The 15,109-nt window shown below is 60.8% G+C and carries 15 protein-coding genes and 2 tRNA genes; 9 read left to right on the forward strand and 8 right to left on the reverse strand.

Going from position 1 to position 15,109, the window contains the following annotated elements; genetic code table 11:
- Positions 1-9: 9 nt before the first annotated feature.
- Together OSC37_RS02595 and srp19 are read right to left on the reverse strand one after the other, a co-directional pair.
- On the reverse strand, positions 10-237 hold the full coding sequence (locus OSC37_RS02595) for an H/ACA ribonucleoprotein complex subunit GAR1 (protein WP_267163046.1): 228 nt from the start codon (positions 235-237) through the stop codon (positions 10-12).
- A complete protein-coding gene (srp19, locus tag OSC37_RS02600; protein WP_267163047.1) occupies positions 237-512 on the reverse strand; it encodes a signal recognition particle subunit SRP19 in 276 nt (91 codons plus the stop codon). Before srp19 ends, OSC37_RS02595 begins: the two co-directional genes overlap by 1 nt.
- Before the next feature lie 143 nt (positions 513-655).
- Here srp19 and OSC37_RS02605 point away from each other — a divergent pair, with 143 nt between their 5' ends.
- The 5 genes from OSC37_RS02605 (at position 656) to glmS (ending at position 5,916) form a co-directional block, all read left to right on the forward strand.
- Complete coding sequence (locus OSC37_RS02605) at positions 656-979, forward strand: DUF8062 family protein (protein ID WP_368409562.1); 324 nt, start codon at positions 656-658, stop codon at positions 977-979.
- A 96-nt stretch (positions 980-1,075) separates the two neighbouring features.
- Entirely contained in the window at positions 1,076-1,942 is an 867-nt protein-coding gene (locus tag OSC37_RS02610; protein ID WP_267163049.1) for a CheF family chemotaxis protein, read from the forward strand.
- Positions 1,943-2,008: 66 nt separating this feature from the next.
- Positions 2,009-2,872, forward strand: a complete 864-nt coding sequence (locus OSC37_RS02615; RefSeq protein WP_267163050.1) for a CheF family chemotaxis protein — start codon at positions 2,009-2,011, stop codon at positions 2,870-2,872.
- Between the two features lie 42 nt (positions 2,873-2,914).
- Positions 2,915-4,102, forward strand: a complete 1,188-nt coding sequence (gene glmU, locus OSC37_RS02620; RefSeq protein ID WP_267163051.1) for a bifunctional sugar-1-phosphate nucleotidylyltransferase/acetyltransferase — start codon at positions 2,915-2,917, stop codon at positions 4,100-4,102.
- On the forward strand, positions 4,102-5,916 hold the full coding sequence (glmS, locus tag OSC37_RS02625; protein WP_267163052.1) for a glutamine--fructose-6-phosphate transaminase (isomerizing): 1,815 nt from the start codon (positions 4,102-4,104) through the stop codon (positions 5,914-5,916). The genes glmU (OSC37_RS02620) and glmS overlap by 1 nt, the downstream gene beginning before the upstream one ends.
- Before the next feature lie 9 nt (positions 5,917-5,925).
- Here the strand turns inward: glmS and OSC37_RS02630 are convergent, their stop codons facing one another.
- Positions 5,926-6,219 carry a 50S ribosomal protein L21e gene (locus tag OSC37_RS02630; protein ID WP_267163053.1) on the reverse strand — a complete coding sequence of 98 codons (294 nt, stop codon included), beginning with the start codon at positions 6,217-6,219 and terminating at the stop codon, positions 5,926-5,928.
- Positions 6,220-6,276: 57 nt separating this feature from the next.
- Positions 6,277-6,522, reverse strand: coding sequence for a hypothetical protein (locus tag OSC37_RS02635; protein WP_267163054.1), 246 nt, complete (start codon positions 6,520-6,522; stop codon positions 6,277-6,279).
- Between the two features lie 126 nt (positions 6,523-6,648).
- Between OSC37_RS02635 and OSC37_RS02640 the strand changes: the two genes are divergently transcribed.
- The 3 genes from OSC37_RS02640 to OSC37_RS02650 all read left to right on the forward strand — a co-directional run bounded on the left by OSC37_RS02640 (position 6,649) and on the right by OSC37_RS02650 (position 8,715).
- Positions 6,649-6,720 (forward strand) — tRNA-Ala (locus OSC37_RS02640).
- Positions 6,721-6,925: 205 nt separating this feature from the next.
- Positions 6,926-7,621: an endonuclease III domain-containing protein gene (locus tag OSC37_RS02645; protein WP_267163055.1), complete on the forward strand. Its 696-nt coding sequence runs from the start codon at positions 6,926-6,928 to the stop codon at positions 7,619-7,621.
- Positions 7,622-7,659: 38 nt separating this feature from the next.
- Entirely contained in the window at positions 7,660-8,715 is a 1,056-nt protein-coding gene (locus OSC37_RS02650) for a zinc-dependent alcohol dehydrogenase family protein (protein ID WP_267163056.1), read from the forward strand.
- 941 nt (positions 8,716-9,656) lie between these two features.
- Here the strand turns inward: OSC37_RS02650 and OSC37_RS02655 are convergent.
- Both OSC37_RS02655 and OSC37_RS02660 read right to left on the reverse strand, forming a co-directional pair.
- Positions 9,657-9,730: transfer RNA gene (locus tag OSC37_RS02655), tRNA-Lys, on the reverse strand.
- 34 nt (positions 9,731-9,764) lie between these two features.
- Entirely contained in the window at positions 9,765-10,418 is a 654-nt protein-coding gene (locus OSC37_RS02660; protein WP_267163057.1) for a DUF7119 family protein, read from the reverse strand.
- A gap of 162 nt (positions 10,419-10,580) precedes the next feature.
- Between OSC37_RS02660 and glmU (OSC37_RS02665) the strand changes: the two genes are divergently transcribed.
- Positions 10,581-11,762, forward strand: coding sequence for a bifunctional sugar-1-phosphate nucleotidylyltransferase/acetyltransferase (gene glmU / locus OSC37_RS02665; protein WP_267163058.1), 1,182 nt, complete (start codon positions 10,581-10,583; stop codon positions 11,760-11,762).
- 5 nt (positions 11,763-11,767) lie between these two features.
- Here the strand turns inward: glmU (OSC37_RS02665) and OSC37_RS02670 are convergent, their stop codons facing one another.
- Together OSC37_RS02670 and OSC37_RS02675 are read right to left on the reverse strand one after the other, a co-directional pair.
- Positions 11,768-13,303, reverse strand: coding sequence for a lipopolysaccharide biosynthesis protein (locus tag OSC37_RS02670; protein ID WP_267163059.1), 1,536 nt, complete (start codon positions 13,301-13,303; stop codon positions 11,768-11,770).
- Between the two features lie 68 nt (positions 13,304-13,371).
- On the reverse strand, positions 13,372-15,039 hold the full coding sequence (locus OSC37_RS02675; protein WP_267163060.1) for a hypothetical protein: 1,668 nt from the start codon (positions 15,037-15,039) through the stop codon (positions 13,372-13,374).
- Positions 15,040-15,109 lie beyond the last annotated feature (70 nt).

Raw genomic sequence — 15,109 nt, forward strand, 5'->3', positions numbered from 1 at the left:
TCCGTATCGTTAGTGCTGTGTGTACAGCGGACTGCCGACCAGGAGGGCGGGACGGTCGACCGTCGGAGAGACAGCCAGAAACGGGCGCTCAACCGGTCCGAACACGTCGACAACAGGACCAACTTCAGTCAGTGACTCGTCGACGAGTTCGGTCCCGAGGTCCGGGACTGTCTCGTCGGTGCTGCGGACGACAACTAGGCCCTGTGCGGTTCCGAGGGCAGTGCCAGCGCGTTCCATCACCGGAGCGCGTCGAGATAGGCTGCGGTTGCTCCCAGTAGGTCGCTTTTGGTCGCGTCCTCGGCGTCTTTGACCAGGACACGGCCTCTGGGCTCGTACTCTCTCGGGTAGGTCTTGTCTCGTTCGATGACCGCATCGTATCCCACCTGCTGGACCGCCTGTGCAATCTCGTCGACCGTCGGCTCGGTGACGGCCAACTCCTCGGGAATGCGTCGGCCCTCCGAGCGCGCGAGGCCGGCATCCAGATACGCTGGCCAGATGACGTTTTCCACCATACCCTCTCTTTCGTGGAGGGGGATACAAACCTCTTGGTTTGCGTGCCCGGGTCAGTTTCATTAGGACGGGCCGCCAAACGTCGACTGTTGTGGGAGAGGACTTCAACGCGGGAACGGACGCATCGGACTCTCACGCTGGCAATATGGACCCGACGGTTCGCTGCTCGACGTGTAACCGGGAGTGGCAACTCACCTACGAACTCGAAGAACTCCACGCCGGCAACCGTGCGCTCGAACAGTTCGCGTTGGACCACCACAGACATACCGGACACTACCCGGACGACGTGTCGCCGTGGACGGCGGACTGTCAGGCCTGTCCGGCAGAGGAGCTATACCTCGAACAGCGGCCCGCAAAGCGATTCGGGCGGACACACGCCCGCCATACCGACCACGAGGTCGTCGTAATGGGCCCCGATGACCAGCGCGTCGTCATCCAAGGCTTCGAGGCCACTCGTACAGAGCCCTAAATCAACACGTCTGTCAGCCACACGTCCCACGAGAGTCGGACGACGTGAGAGTGCTTTTATACTGGCCCCTCGTATTCTCCGACACGAGCATCGGGTATGAGTGAGGGGGAACAGAAGCTCGTCGACACAGCGGGTGACTACCTGTACGCAATAAAAGACGGTGAGCCGCTGCCGGAGGCAAACTGGCGGTCCTGTCGGGTCATCCTAACGAACGAGCGCCTTGTCCTCTCGACGAACGGGGGGAAACAGGCGATTCCCTACTCGAACATCAGGCTTCTCGACGACGATTCGGTCCTCCCAGCGGAGCACAGAGACGCGACCGCGACCCCGCTCCGCATCGGCAGCAACGTCATTCTCGTCGACGCACAGCAACTCGATTCCTTTGAGGTTGAGTTCTGCCGGGCAGCGTTACACGACGAGGTGATCCTGGCGAGACATCCGGCGAAAGTCGGGGGTGTGGTTCAAGACGAGGCAACCTGGTCGAAGTCGCGGTTCAGACTCGACGACGAGACGATTGTTCTCGGGCTCCCGGGGAACGAGACAGTCTCGTTCCCTATCGAGGATGTGGGTACAATCGACACCGCACAGCGACAGGTGATGGGGGAACAGCGAACGGTCGTCGAAGTCGAGCACACAGACGAGGACGAACGCAGCGTCGAGACACACTTCTCGGGAACTGACTGGCATACGGACTCGCTGGAGGAGGTGTTGGCTGCCGCAATCGAGAAACGAGAGAACGACCACGAACTGAGCGAGATGGAGAGCCAAGTGTTAATGGCGCTGTATTCGGGCGTCTCACCGTTCGAAATGTCTGGTTTCGTCGGCATCGATGTCGAGGAAGTTGAGGAGATTTATCAGCGGCTGCTGGAGACCGGCGCTGTCGACAAGGTTCGGGAGCGGACCGAAGTGTCGTTGAACGCCCACGGACGAAATCTCGCCAGCGAGGCAATGAATGAGCGGTGATACTTTGATGAGGGCACAACGTATAATTGTGATGCGACTCCTATTCTGGATAAGAGACGGCGTTCTATGAGCACGTCAGAAACGAAAATCGAGGATACGCAGGGAAAGTATCTACATGCCGTTAAGAACGGCCAGGAGCTCACGGACGCCGAGTGGCAACAGTGCCGGGTGATGTTGACGAACAAGCGCATCGCAATCGTCGGCGACGAGAAAATATCGATCCCGCTTGGCGATATCGACCAGATGGGGGAGCGCTACGATCTGAACCAGCAGGCCGCTTCGGAGACACGGTACACGACGCTCTATGTCGACGACGACGTGTTACTCGTCACGACACCGGACCACGAGACCTTCGAGACAAACTTCTATCGGGCCTTTCTCGACGGCGCAGTCATCTACGTCAAACATCCAGCTGTTGTCGGCGGCGTCGTCCAAGGAAGTGAGTGGCAGCGGGGCCGGCTCAAGGTGACAAAAGAGAGTGTGCGGATGGTGCTCGAAGACGGCCAGAAGTTCGACATTGAGCGCGACGACATCGGCGAGTTCGAGAGCGACGAACGAGCGGTCGCCGGCGAGCAGCGCAACGTGCTAGAGGTCGAACACACGGACGGGGAGGCCCGGAGTGTTCAGACCTACCTCTCGGGTCGAGAACACCACATCTCCGTCCTGAAACAACTCCTCGAAGAGGGCGCAGAGCAAAACCGCGCAGACCTCGAACTCGACCCGATAGAACGCCGTGTCGTGATGGCACTGTACTCGGGCGTGTCTCCGTTCGCGATTTCGGAGTTCGTCGGCATTGACGTCGAACGCGTCGAAGAAATCTACGACAGACTCATTGAATTCGATGTCATCGAGACTGTCCGGGAGCGCAAAGAGGTGTCACTGACGGCCCAGGGCCGCAAGGTCGCTGGCGAGGCGATGGGCGAACAGTAGCGGGGACACAAAGTTCATGTCCGCTGGCTGTTATGGGCCTGTATGACCATTTCAACGGCGGTCGTACTGGCAGCCGGTGAAGGGACGCGACTGCGGCCGTTGACCCACAATCGGCCGAAGCCAATGTTACCGGCGGCAAATAGACCGATTTTACAGCATGTCCTCGATGCCCTCGTCGAGGCAGGGATGGAAGAGATTGTCTTGGTGGTCGGCTATCGACAGGAACGCGTCCAGGAGTATTTCGGCTCACAGTACCGTTCGACCCCGCTTACGTACGTGACACAGGAGAAACAGCTCGGGAGCGGCCACGCGCTGCTGCAGGCCCGCTCGGCCGTCGAGGGACCACACATCGTCGTCAACGGCGACAAGCTCATCGACGGCGGGTCGGTGTCGCGTGTCGTCGACGCCTTCGACGGCGACGGGATTTCGATGGCTGTCCTCAACCGGTCGAACGCGAGTCAGTACGGTGTCGTCACCCTCGACGGAAGCCAGGTGACCGAACTGGAAGAAAAGCCAGATACGGACGAACACAGGCTCATCAACGCGGGCGTCTATGCCTTCCCGTCACAGATGTTCGAGACGATTCAGTCGACCCCACAGCGAGACGGCGAGCTGATTCTCTCTGATGCAATCATCGAACAGATCGACAACGACAACGTCCGCGCGGTCAGAGTCGATGGTCTCTGGGCTGATGCGACCTACCCCTGGGACCTCCTCTACGTGGCCAACGAGGTGTTCGAGCGCGGCCGCATCGGAACGACAGCACACGAGGACGGCATCTGGATTGACGAGGATGCGGTAATCCACGAAACTGCGGTGTTACAGCCCCCGGTCGTCGTCGGTCCGGACTGTGAGGTCGGCCCGTCGGCCGTCATCGGACCGAACGTCTCGCTGGCAGAGAACACCACCGTCGGTGCGAATGTCACACTCGAACGCGCGGTCGTCGACAGCGACAGCCGCATCGGCCACGGGTCGACAGTTGTCGACGCGGTTCTCGGTCAGGATGTCGACCTTGGGGTGAACGTGACGGTACCCGGCGGTCCTGGGGACGTACGCGTCGGCAACGAGATGTTCGAATCTCAGGAGCTGGGGGCTGTCCTCGCCGACCGGGTACAGGCGGTCGGAAACGTCGCCTTCGAGCCCGGTACGCTCGTCGGAACGGGCGCGTCAATCGGGACGGGCGCGACGGTCGGCGGTCTCATCGGCGCACAGACGGAGGTGGTGCGATAATGTGTGGTATCATCGGCTGTATCGGTCGCGGCGACGAGACGCTCGATACGCTGGTCCACGGCCTCGAAAAGCTCGAATATCGGGGCTACGACTCGGCTGGCATCGCGCTGCTCGATGAGAGTCTTTCTACCTGCAAAACCTCGGGCAAAATCGCAGACCTCCGTGAGAAGCTGGACGGGCAAGCGCTGACCGGTGAGGTCGGTATCGGGCACACCCGCTGGAGCACACACGGGCCACCGACCGACGAGAACGCCCACCCCCACGCAGACTGTACGGATGATGTCGCCGTCGTTCACAACGGCATCATCGAGAACTACCAGCCGATACGTGACGAGCTCGCTGCTGCGGGCCATCAGTTTACCAGCGATACCGACACCGAGGTGGTTCCACACCTCATCGAGAGCAACCTCTCAGAGGGACTCTCGCCGGAAGCGGCCTTCAGGGAGACAATCGGTCGGCTCGAGGGAAGCTACGCGATTGCGGCGATTATCGAGGACGCCGAGGGGCTGTTCGTCGCCCGAAACGACTCTCCCTTGGTCGTCGGCCTCGGTGAGGGAGCGAGTACCGATTCCGACCGCGGCGAGTTCTTCATCGCGAGTGACGTCCCGGCCTTCCGTGATTTCACCGGTGACGTCATCTATCTCGAAGACGGCGAGTTCGCCCGATTGGATGGTGGCCTGACGGTGACGGACAGCCAGGGCAATCGAGTCGACAAAGAGGCACACACTGTCGAGTGGGACGCCGAGGAGACTGGTAAAAGTGGCTACGACCACTTCATGCTCAAGGAGATTCACGAACAGCCCCGCGCCCTGCGACAGTGTCTCCGGGGACGGGTCGAAGAACAGACGGCGTCGGTCGACATCGGGGACCTGGCCGATTTGAACCCGGCTGGGGTCCAGTTCGTCGCCTGTGGGACATCCTATCACGCCGCGATGTACGGCGCACAGTTGTTCCGCGACGCCGGTGTGCCAGCCCAGGCATACCTCGCAAGCGAGTACGCTACCTCTCCCCCGCCAGTCGGCAACACGCTCGTCGTCGGCATCAGCCAGAGCGGGGAAACCGCGGATACACTGGCGGCACTTCGGGAAGCGAAAAACCGGGGAGCACGAACGTTCACCCTGACGAACACCGTCGGCTCGACGATGGACCGCGAGTGTGACCACACACTCTACATCCGTTCCGGTCCCGAAATCGGCGTCGCGGCGACGAAGACCTTCGCCGGACAACTGACTGCGCTAAATCTGTTCTCGATGGCCACCGTCGAGCGTAGCAGTACGCGCCGCAACGTGGTTCCCGCCCTGCGGGAACTACCCGGGAACGTCCAGCAGATTCTGGATACGTCGGCGGCCGAGGACGTCGCTGACTACTACGAGGACGCACAGTCGTACTTCTTCATCGGACGGGGCCACCAGTACCCCGTCGCGCTTGAAGGCGCGCTGAAGCTCAAAGAGATTAGCTACGAACACGCGGAGGGATTTGCCGCGGGCGAGCTCAAACACGGACCGCTCGCGCTCGTCGACGAGGATACACCGGTGTTCGCCATGGCAATCGGCGACGACGAGAAAGCACGAAAGACAGTCGGGAACATCAAAGAGGTCGAGGCGCGTGACGCACCGGTCGTCGCCGTCACGGACGGACAGAGTGATGCCGAGCGATACGCAGACCACGTCCTCGAAATTCCCGAGACGCATCCACGTGCGGCGGCTGTGCTGGGCAACGTCCAGCTCCAGCTCGTGGCATATCACATTGCCGACCAGCTCGGTCGCTCAATCGATAAGCCGCGAAACCTCGCAAAAAGCGTCACCGTCGAATAGGCCGCTGCCTTATTCGTCTTTCAACTTGAGATGTGCAGGCTTTACGATGAGCTTCTTCTCGGTCGAGCCGTCGGTGATTTCGACCTGGTAGGCTTCGCCCTGCTTGCCGACGACACTGCCGACTTCGCCGTTGAATCGGGGATGGAAGCGACCGTCCTGTGAGGACGGGTCGAGACTCAGGTGGACCGTATCGCCGGTCTCGAACTTCTCGACGGCCTGCTGTGGTGGGGTGGTGCCGCGTGAGCGCGCGTCGTTCTGGAGTTTGTGCCGCGTTCCCTGCTGTGGTCCGTTGGAGTTGGGCATTCGTGAGAACCTGTAATCCTGTCGCACTTAAAAAAGAAGCGTTCTCCGGCCGCGCATTCAAGACTCACAGTAATCGACGGTCCGGTAGAGCACGTACAGCAATCCGTTGAGGAGTCCGGTCGCCAGCAGAAGTGCGCCGAGCTGTGGGCCTAGCGTTTCGAGCGGGCTTCCCGGGCCGCCGATGTCCGCGAGGCCGTGCGTTGCGACTGTCCCGAGAACTCCCCAGACGAGCAGAATCGCGGCAATGCGTACGCCTTCTTCGACGTACTCCGTGACGGAAGCTGGTGGCTTGGTGGAGGGCATGCAGATATGGGATTTTTTGGGCGAGCATATCGGTCTTGTCATCCAGCAGATCGGGAGACCACGCACCACACTCGGTCGCATCCGATGGGTTTAAGCAAGCCCACCGAAAATCAGGGAGTGCACAGCGGGCTCGTAGATCAGTGGTAGATCATCCCCCTGGCACGGGGAAGGCCCCGGGTTCAAATCCCGGCGAGTCCACTCGACTCACGTCGTTCGTCTCGCTTCCTCGCCGACCTTCGCAAACGCTCCGCGTTTGCGCAGTCCCGGCGAGTCTATCTTAAAATAATTCTTTTATTTGCTGTGAGTATACCCTGTCGAGTCCACGCACTTTGCTAGCTATTTGATGTGAGGAAGTCCATCGCCTCTCGTCGGGTTGAAACGGCTCCAGTCCTCACCCCCCGACATGGCACAAGAATGGACGGAACAGCGCGTCCGTCAGCTGCACGACGACCTGGTGTCACTGTACGAGCCAATCGACCGAGAGGAAACACACGGCGCTGACCCCGAAGCCGAACCGGGCGCAGGTGTCCGTCAGCTCTTGACCACGATTCTCTCCCAGAACGTGGCAGACGAGAACACTCGACGGGCTTCCGAGAGCTTATTCGACACCTACGAGACCTACGCCGATATCGAGGCCGCCGACCAGGACGAACTCGCTGAGACTATTCGCGTCGCCGGGTTGCCGGACCAGAAGTCCGCACGAATCCAGCGCTCGCTCGAGGCGATTCGCGAGGAGACCGGCGGAGCGTACTCGCTTGCCTTCCTCGACGCGATGGGGACCGACGAGGCCAAAGACTGGCTGACCGAAATCAAGGGCGTTGGTCCGAAAACAGCGAGCGTCGTGTTGAACTTTCATTTCGGGAAACCGACGATGGCCGTCGACACGCACGTCGAGCGCGTCTCGAAGCGGTTCGGACTCGTTCCAGAGAACGCCACCAATCAGCGCGCACACGACGTACTCGGAGAGCGCGTTCCCGACGAACTGACATATCCGCTGCACGTCCTCCTGATTCGGCACGGCCGCACGTACTGTACGGCGCGGAGTCCAGACTGTGATAACCCGGTCTGTGACCAGTACTGTGGCTGCGAGAACTGCTGACGAGGAACCGTTTTGAGACAGGAGTCCAATGCGAGGGTATGCGCGCAGCAATCTACGGAGGCCCAGGCGAGATTACCGTCGAAGAGGTCCCGAAACCTACCCTGGAGACACCGACGGGCGCAATCGTCCGAGTGACTCACACCGCAGTCTGTGGCTCGGACCTGTGGTTTTACCGGGGAGACAGCGACCGCGAAACGGGGTCACGAGTGGGCCACGAGCCGATGGGAATCGTCGAGGAGACTGGCGACGAGGTTACGGCCGTCGAGCCGGGCGACCGCGTGTTCGCCCCGTTCGTGATTAGCTGTGGGCGCTGTGAGTTCTGCCGTCAGGGACTGCATACTTCCTGTGCCAACGGCGACTCGTGGGGCGGCGAGAACGGCGGCGCGCAGGGCGAGTACGTCCGCGTGCCCGAGGCAGACGGCACGCTTGTCCGCGTGCCAGACCGACACGCCGACGACGAGGACACCCTTCGGTCGATTCTCCCGCTGACCGACGTGATGGGAACTGGCCACCATGCCGCCGTCAGTGCTGGTGTCGGACCCGGAGACACGTGTATCGTCGTCGGTGACGGCGCGGTCGGACTTTGTGGTGTCCTCGCGGCGCGGCGGCTAGGGGCACGGAAGATTGTGGCAATGGGCCACCACGAAGACCGTCTCTCGCTGGCCCGGGAGTTCGGGGCAACCGACACTGTCGGGGCCAGCGGCGAGGAGGCCATCGAGCAGGCACGCGAGCTCACAGACGGTGGTGCTGACCACGTTCTGGAGTGTGTCGGCGCCGCATCGGCGATGGAGACTGCAATCGAACTCTGTCGACCCGGCGGTACCGTGGGCTACGTCGGTGTCCCCCACGGCGTCGACGACGCCGGACTCGACGTGTTCTCGCTGTTCAGCGACAATATCACGCTCCGTGGCGGCGTCGCACCGGTCCGTGCATACGCCGAGGAGTTGCTCGCAGACGTGCTGGGTGGCACACTCGACCCTGGGCCGATATTCACGAAGACGGTCGACCTCGACGACGTGCCCGAAGGGTATCGGGCGATGGACGAGCGTGACGCAATCAAGGTACTCGTCAGAGTCGATAGCCACTCGGAGTAGGTCGGTCCACACCTCTGAGTGAGTGGACTTTCTGTCAGTAAGTTGCCATCCATCACTCTATGAATAAGAAAGCAATTCAAATACCTGATAGAACGACCATGCAAAATGGCGCGCGCGTCTCTCCCAGCAGTAGGTAATCACCGAATCCGAGTTACCGTTCATTATTTCGTACTCAGCAAGTCAGGAGTCACGAATAGGTGCTAAAGAGGATTGCCCCAGTGAGGATGAGCAGAATTCCAAACGCAATCGGTGGCACAATCACAAAGAGAAACAATAACCCAGCCATCATGAGTCCGATACCGATAACGATAGGACCCGTTCGCCCTTTGAATAATCTTGCAGAGTCTCTTGTCATATAAAAATAGAATACCAAAAATACAATAAAGGTACGGGTTCTTTTCCTGTAATACTTAAATCAATATAATGGCTGCCGTATGCGTATTCACGATACCGTGCAGAGTCATTTAGAAAAGCAAAGACCTGGTTGGTGAGCCGGCGATTCGACACTCGGCAGCCCACGCTTGGCACATCAGTAGGCTGGCCTCTTAATTCGTTTAATGCACACCTGCGGTTTGCAGGAAAAGCGGGCCGGGCGCGATTTGAACACTCACTCACACGGTCGCTCGCTGCTCGCGGTTTCACCGCTCGCATTCGAGGTCTTCGCTTCGCTCCGACCTCGCACCGCTCGCGCTGCGTGTTCCCTGTGATTCAAGTCGTGCCTGCCGGTTCATTCACCGCCTCGTTGCTCGCGGCTTCGCCGCTCGTACTCGTGGCACTCACTCTATTTGCGCCACGCAACGCTCGGCGGTTCAAAGCACGGGCCGGGCGCAATTTGAACACACGGTCGGACGTGCTCACTTCGTTGCGCGCGACCTCCCTGCGATTCAAATCGTGCCTGCCAGTTCACTCACCCCCTCGTTGCCACTCGGCGGTTCGTTGCACGGGCCGGGCGCGATTTGAACACGCGGCCATCTGGTTAAAAGCCAGACGCTCTGCCAAACTGAGCTACCGGCCCTCACCCTATCGTCGGGGAGTCTCCGGTTAAGACCTTACGATTTCTGGAACAACTCGGCAATCTCCTCACCGGGTCGCTGCCCGTCCAGGGAGGCTTCTCGTCGCAACAGACAGTACTCTTCTGGCGGTAACGTCACTGTCAGCTCACCCAGGCTGTAGCCTCGCTGTTCGAGTGCTCCCTCGACGGAGCGACCATCCCGAATATCACCGACCACGTCCCGAACCTCTCGGACTGTGAGGTCGTGGTCGATGACCGCCCAGGCGAGGTGTAGCCGTGCAGTCCCCTGGACTCTGGCAATGTGTTTTGCCGTCGAGGGGGCGATGTCACCAGTCGCGACGTGCCTCCGCACCGCCTGTGGCAGGTCGTGTACCCGTGCCCACGTCCTGATGAACGAGACTGTCACATGCTCGCCGGCGCGCTCTGTTGCCCCTCTGTAGGAGCCGGTTCCCCGGACCAGGACAGCACAGGCGGCTGCGCCACGTAACATCACGAGATGGTCTGCCTCGTCGGAGACCGTCTCGGCAAACGAGCCGACGAGTTCGGCCGCAGTGTCGATACTCTCCGGATCGTCCGGGTCGAACTGGAGGGCCGGCTGTTCTCCGTCTCTCAGGTCGGCTCGGACAACAGGGTCACCGACCGGCGAGTTCCGTTCTGTCGGGACTCTCCCGCTGCAGTCCTCCTCAGTCATGTAGCCATCTATGTGGGCCAGCCGCAAAAGCGCCGGTTCTTTCGCGAATGTTGACGGAACCTGGAGACAGGCCTGGAACGAACCGTGTGAAGATTGTTGCCACTCGTCTCGCCCTCGGCGCGTGTCAGTACTACTTAGTCAGCTGGCGGAGATAGACGACCCATGCAGACTGTAATCCTCGCGGCAGGGCAGGGGACACGGATGCGCCCGCTCACGGAGTCGATTGCAAAACCGATGTTGCCGGTTGCCGGTCGCCCGCTCGTCTCACACACGGCAGACGCGGCTGTTGATGCGGGTGCATCTGAACTGATTATCGTCGTTGGCTACGAGGCCGAGGACGTTCGCGAGCACTTCGGTTCCGAACACCGCGGAGTTCCCGTGACCTTCACGACACAGGAACAACAGCGAGGAACCGCCGATGCTCTCAGGGCGGCTCGATCCCATCTCGACGGCCCCTTTGCGGTCCTCAACGGCGACAATCTCTACGAGTCCGAGGACCTCACTGCCCTCTTCGAGGCCGGGCCGTCGATTGGGGCCATCCGCGTCGAAGACCCTACCAGTTACGGCGTGCTCTCGACAGCCGACGGTCGCGTTGCCGACATCGTCGAGAAGCCGTCGGACCCACCGTCGAATCTCGCCAACGCCGGAGCGTACGTCTTCACAGCCGAAGCAAGCGAGTATCTCGACGTAGCGGAGTCCCAGCGTGGCGAGTACGAACTCACCGATGTGGTCGCCCGAACCATCGAGGCGGCGTCGGTGACGCCGGTCGAACTCGGCCGATGGCTCGATGTCGGCCGACCCTGGGAGTTGCTCGAAGCAAACGAGTGGAAACTCGATGACCTGGACCGCTCGGTCCGGGGCGATGTTGCTGATTCCGCCGAGATTCGAGGGCCGGTCGTCGTTGAGGAGGGGGCGACCGTCGAATCGGGCGTCGTCATCGAAGGACCCGCGCTGCTCCAAGAGGGCGCTACCGTCGGGCCGAATGCCTACGTCCGTGGCAAAACACTGCTCGGTCCGGAGACGAAAGTCGGCCACGGCGTCGAAGTCAAAAACAGCATCCTGATGGCGGGAACGCACGTCCCACACCTCTCGTATGTTGGTGACAGTGTTCTCGGACGCAACGTCAACTTCGGGGCTGGAACGAACGTCGCCAACCTCCGCCACGACGACGGGCCAGTCCAGGTGACTGTCAAGGGCGACCGAGTCTCGACTGAGCGACGGAAGTTCGGCGTCATCGTCGGGGACGACGCTAAGACCGCTATCAACACCACGCTGAACGCGGGTGTGAAACTCGCTGCCGGCGCAACAACGACACCCGGGGAGACTGTCCTGCGGGATAGATAACCGCTCTACCGTCCGAACACACCGGCCACACGGTCGCGATACCGGCCCGAGAGCTCACCCACGATGAGACGGTCCCGTTTGTCGAGACCAACAGCCCACAGGGTCAGCAGATACCCACCGATACCCAGGACAGTTCCGACACCCAGTGCTCCCGGCCCGTCCAGGAACACACGGACCAGAAGCATCACCACGATCATCACGACTCCTGCCGTGAGGGGCTTGAGGAAGGTCCTGTCGTAGGGCCACAGCCCCTCGAAGTGTCTGAGCAAGACCACCTGGATCCCGTTCTGGACGGCAATAGCCAGCGACGTGCCAAGCGCCGCGCCGACCAGACCGAAGCTGACGACGAAGGTGTACGTCAACACCAGATTAAGCACGGCGAGCAGCCAGTCGAGGGCCATCCGGGCGTACTGGTGGTCTGTCATCATCAGGAGCCAGCCGGTCGCGCCAACTGCACTCCCCACGAATACGCCCGCCAGATAGACGACGAGCGGCAGATACCCCCGCGTGTACGTCGGTCCGAACACAGCGAGGAACGTCTCACCGTAGACCCCGAGGACCGCAACCACGGGCAGTACCGTCGTAATAATCAGCCGCGTGGCGGCAGAGTAGACAGCGTTGAGCGTCTGCATCTTGTCTTCGGCGTACAGGTTCGACGCCACCGGCGGGAGCAACTGATTGAACGCGAGCAGCGGAATCCAGGCCACGGAGACGAGAACCAGTACGATGTTGTAGACGCCGGCCGCGACGGCTGTCAGTAACCCACCGACCAACAGCAGGTCGAGCCGGTTCTGGAACACCTTCCCGAGGCTGCTCAACGCGACCGGGCCGGCGTGGTTATAGAATCCGCGTATCTCGGAGCGAATGCCACGAAGCTGTGGGGCGATACCGGTCGTGCTGATAGACAGTGGGAGCACCACCACCACGAGTAAGAGAGCGCAGGCCAGAATCGCGCCGGCCACACCGACCACAGAGTAGCCAAACAGGAGCGCAGTGCCGCCGCCGACGAGCCGAACTCCCGGTCTGAGGAGCTTGTTTATCACCACCTCGCCACGAGCCGACCCCGTGGCACGGAACACGCCTGCCGTGAGCATCAGGATGCCCAGCAGGCCGACCAGCGCACCGAACAGCCGCATCGCGGAGGGGAAGCTCATGGTCTCGACGGTCAGATTGTTGATGGTCGGTGCGGCTATCCAGACACCAACAAAGAGCATCAACCCGAATCCAGCGGTCGTCGCATACCCCAGCCCGACGAGCACGGATTGGCGTGGGTCATCGCCGGCGGCTTCGGGGAGGAATCGCTGCAACGCCGGAACACTCCCGAACGTGACTATGCGCATCAACAGCTGAGTGATTCGCCAGGCCAGCGCGTAGACGCCGTACGAGACCGGCCCGAGTCCTCTCGCGAGGATAAACTCGGCAGCCGTCGAGAGCACCCGCTGGGCGGAGACACCTCCTGCGGTCACGACGGCCCCGTGAGCGATTGTGACGAGTGCCTCGCGTTCGTCGTCGTCCAATCCGGTGGTAGACTCCTCTATCACGACATGTACTCGGTCCCGAACCCCGTCCCAGTGTTAAAAATCTCGATTACGACATCAGCCCGGACGGGCTACCCGCTGGCCTGGCTCTCGTTTTGGGCTGTCTCCTCTGCTGGGACGTACTTGACCGATGGCTCTTCACCCGGTCCGATTGGAATACGCTGAATCACGGTCCCGTCTTCGTCCTCGATGACGATGTAGTACTCAACGTTGTCCTCGCCCGGCGCAGGTTCGGTATCGATATCGTTGGTCCCGTTCACGTCTTCACCCCTGAGGAAGGCTTTTACCTCGCTCGTCGAGGTGACCGTAAGTGCCTCTTTGTTGGCCGAGTTCACGAAGACGTGTCGTGTGATATCGGTGCTGTCGACGGGAACGACTTTCGAGTGCCACCAGAGCTGTCCGTCGACGAACACCGGAATTGGCTCGACAACCACGAAGTTATCACCCCAGCCAGTCTGTGAGTCCTGGCTTCTCACGATACCCATTGCTCGCTCTGGACCCGTCAGGGTCTGTCTTTTGCTCTCGAAGTAGGTCGGCTCTCCCGTTCGAGAGTCGATGAACCAGACCTCGTCCAGCCCGCGAGTATCTGCGCCGTAGGGCTCCATTGTGGTCACGTACGACATCCGCTCGCTCTTCAGGTCGACGACAAACGGCTGTTTGTTACCTGCTCCTTGGGGGAGCGAGGCGACTTCGACCTCGTTTTCGTGCGAGCCGATTGTCCCCATCTGGTTGATGATTCCCTCACGATAGCCGAGCGATTCCATCTTCCGGTTCGTGTTGTACAACGGATAAAGCCGCTGTCCTTCAAGAACCTCGCTATTACGAGCCTCCTCCGGGCTGAGATTCTCGATTGTCCCATCCGGGTGAATCAGGGCGACCCCCTCCCAAGTTGGCGTCGTGTGTGGGATGGGAGTTAGATGCCATTCGTGGCCGGTCTTGGGGTAGGCCATGTAGGGTTTCCCGTCGTGGACGAACTCGATTGCGTCGTCGTTGTACTTCGCCCAGAAGTCTGACTTCCGGAGATTCCAGGATGAACCACGGTGGAGCAACATACCCTCGCCGACACTAAACGGCGTGTCGTCAAAGGCCTGAATCTCCTGGTCTTCCATGCTGGTCATATCCGAGAGCAGGACGCCCTGTTGGTTCTCGAAGAGCATATTGCGGAACCCATCGGGCTGAATCGGGTACGACCAGGCCAGTCGACCGTCTTCCATCCGTGCGATATCACTGGTACCGAGCCGATACTGCCGGTAGGAGACCGAGCCCCGACTCTGGACGTCGGCGACCGACCGGGGAACGATGCGTGCATTGTCGGCGTTCATCTCCGGGAAGTTCTCGACCGGTTCCCCCTCGGCCATCGTCTGCTCGGCCAGCGTCCGTTCCTCGAGGGCGTTCGCCGGCACCGAATACAGCCCTGCGAGCACGAGTGCGACGATGATAACGCCCACGACCAGAGCGAGTTTGACAATCACCGAGGAATTCACCTCACCGCGGTCTGTCTCCTCGAACAGTGCGGCAACTGCGGCCGCGGCCCTCGAATCCTCGGTATCGAGTGGCGGCAGAAACCAGAGCACAGTGACAGTCAGCAGTGTCAGAGTCCAGAAAATTAGCGCTCCGGGTGAGTTGAGCATATCGTAGAAGATTGGATGGAACAGGGGGCGCAACACGTACACGACAGCGAGAACAAGGACGAAGCCGACACCTCGTTTGAGAAGATGTCTTCGAAGCGATGCGGACACCTCAGAAGCACCTCTGTTTGTTCGGATGCATAAATATGTTCGACTCGGACTACCTGCGGGACACAGTTAA

The organism is Halovenus salina (assembly GCF_026410925.1).
Lineage (GTDB): Archaea > Halobacteriota > Halobacteria > Halobacteriales > Haloarculaceae > Halovenus > Halovenus salina.

Excerpts from the sequence above, each read along its gene's own strand:
- glmU (WP_267163051.1), top strand. The coding sequence starts at position 2,915 with ATGACCATTTCAACGGCGGTCGTACTGGCAGCCGGTGAAGGGACGCGA.
- glmU (WP_267163058.1), top strand. The coding sequence starts at position 10,581 with ATGCAGACTGTAATCCTCGCGGCAGGGCAGGGGACACGGATGCGCCCG.
- OSC37_RS02645 (WP_267163055.1), top strand. The coding sequence starts at position 6,926 with ATGGCACAAGAATGGACGGAACAGCGCGTCCGTCAGCTGCACGACGAC.
- srp19 (WP_267163047.1), bottom strand. The coding sequence starts at position 512 with ATGGTGGAAAACGTCATCTGGCCAGCGTATCTGGATGCCGGCCTCGCG.
- OSC37_RS02630 (WP_267163053.1), bottom strand. The coding sequence starts at position 6,219 with ATGCCCAACTCCAACGGACCACAGCAGGGAACGCGGCACAAACTCCAG.
- OSC37_RS02660 (WP_267163057.1), bottom strand. The coding sequence starts at position 10,418 with ATGACTGAGGAGGACTGCAGCGGGAGAGTCCCGACAGAACGGAACTCG.
- OSC37_RS02635 (WP_267163054.1), bottom strand. The coding sequence starts at position 6,522 with ATGCCCTCCACCAAGCCACCAGCTTCCGTCACGGAGTACGTCGAAGAA.
- OSC37_RS02650 (WP_267163056.1), top strand. The coding sequence starts at position 7,660 with ATGCGCGCAGCAATCTACGGAGGCCCAGGCGAGATTACCGTCGAAGAG.
- OSC37_RS02595 (WP_267163046.1), bottom strand. The coding sequence starts at position 237 with ATGGAACGCGCTGGCACTGCCCTCGGAACCGCACAGGGCCTAGTTGTC.
- OSC37_RS02605 (WP_368409562.1), top strand. The coding sequence starts at position 656 with ATGGACCCGACGGTTCGCTGCTCGACGTGTAACCGGGAGTGGCAACTC.
- glmS (WP_267163052.1), top strand. The coding sequence starts at position 4,102 with ATGTGTGGTATCATCGGCTGTATCGGTCGCGGCGACGAGACGCTCGAT.
- OSC37_RS02610 (WP_267163049.1), top strand. The coding sequence starts at position 1,076 with ATGAGTGAGGGGGAACAGAAGCTCGTCGACACAGCGGGTGACTACCTG.
- OSC37_RS02615 (WP_267163050.1), top strand. The coding sequence starts at position 2,009 with ATGAGCACGTCAGAAACGAAAATCGAGGATACGCAGGGAAAGTATCTA.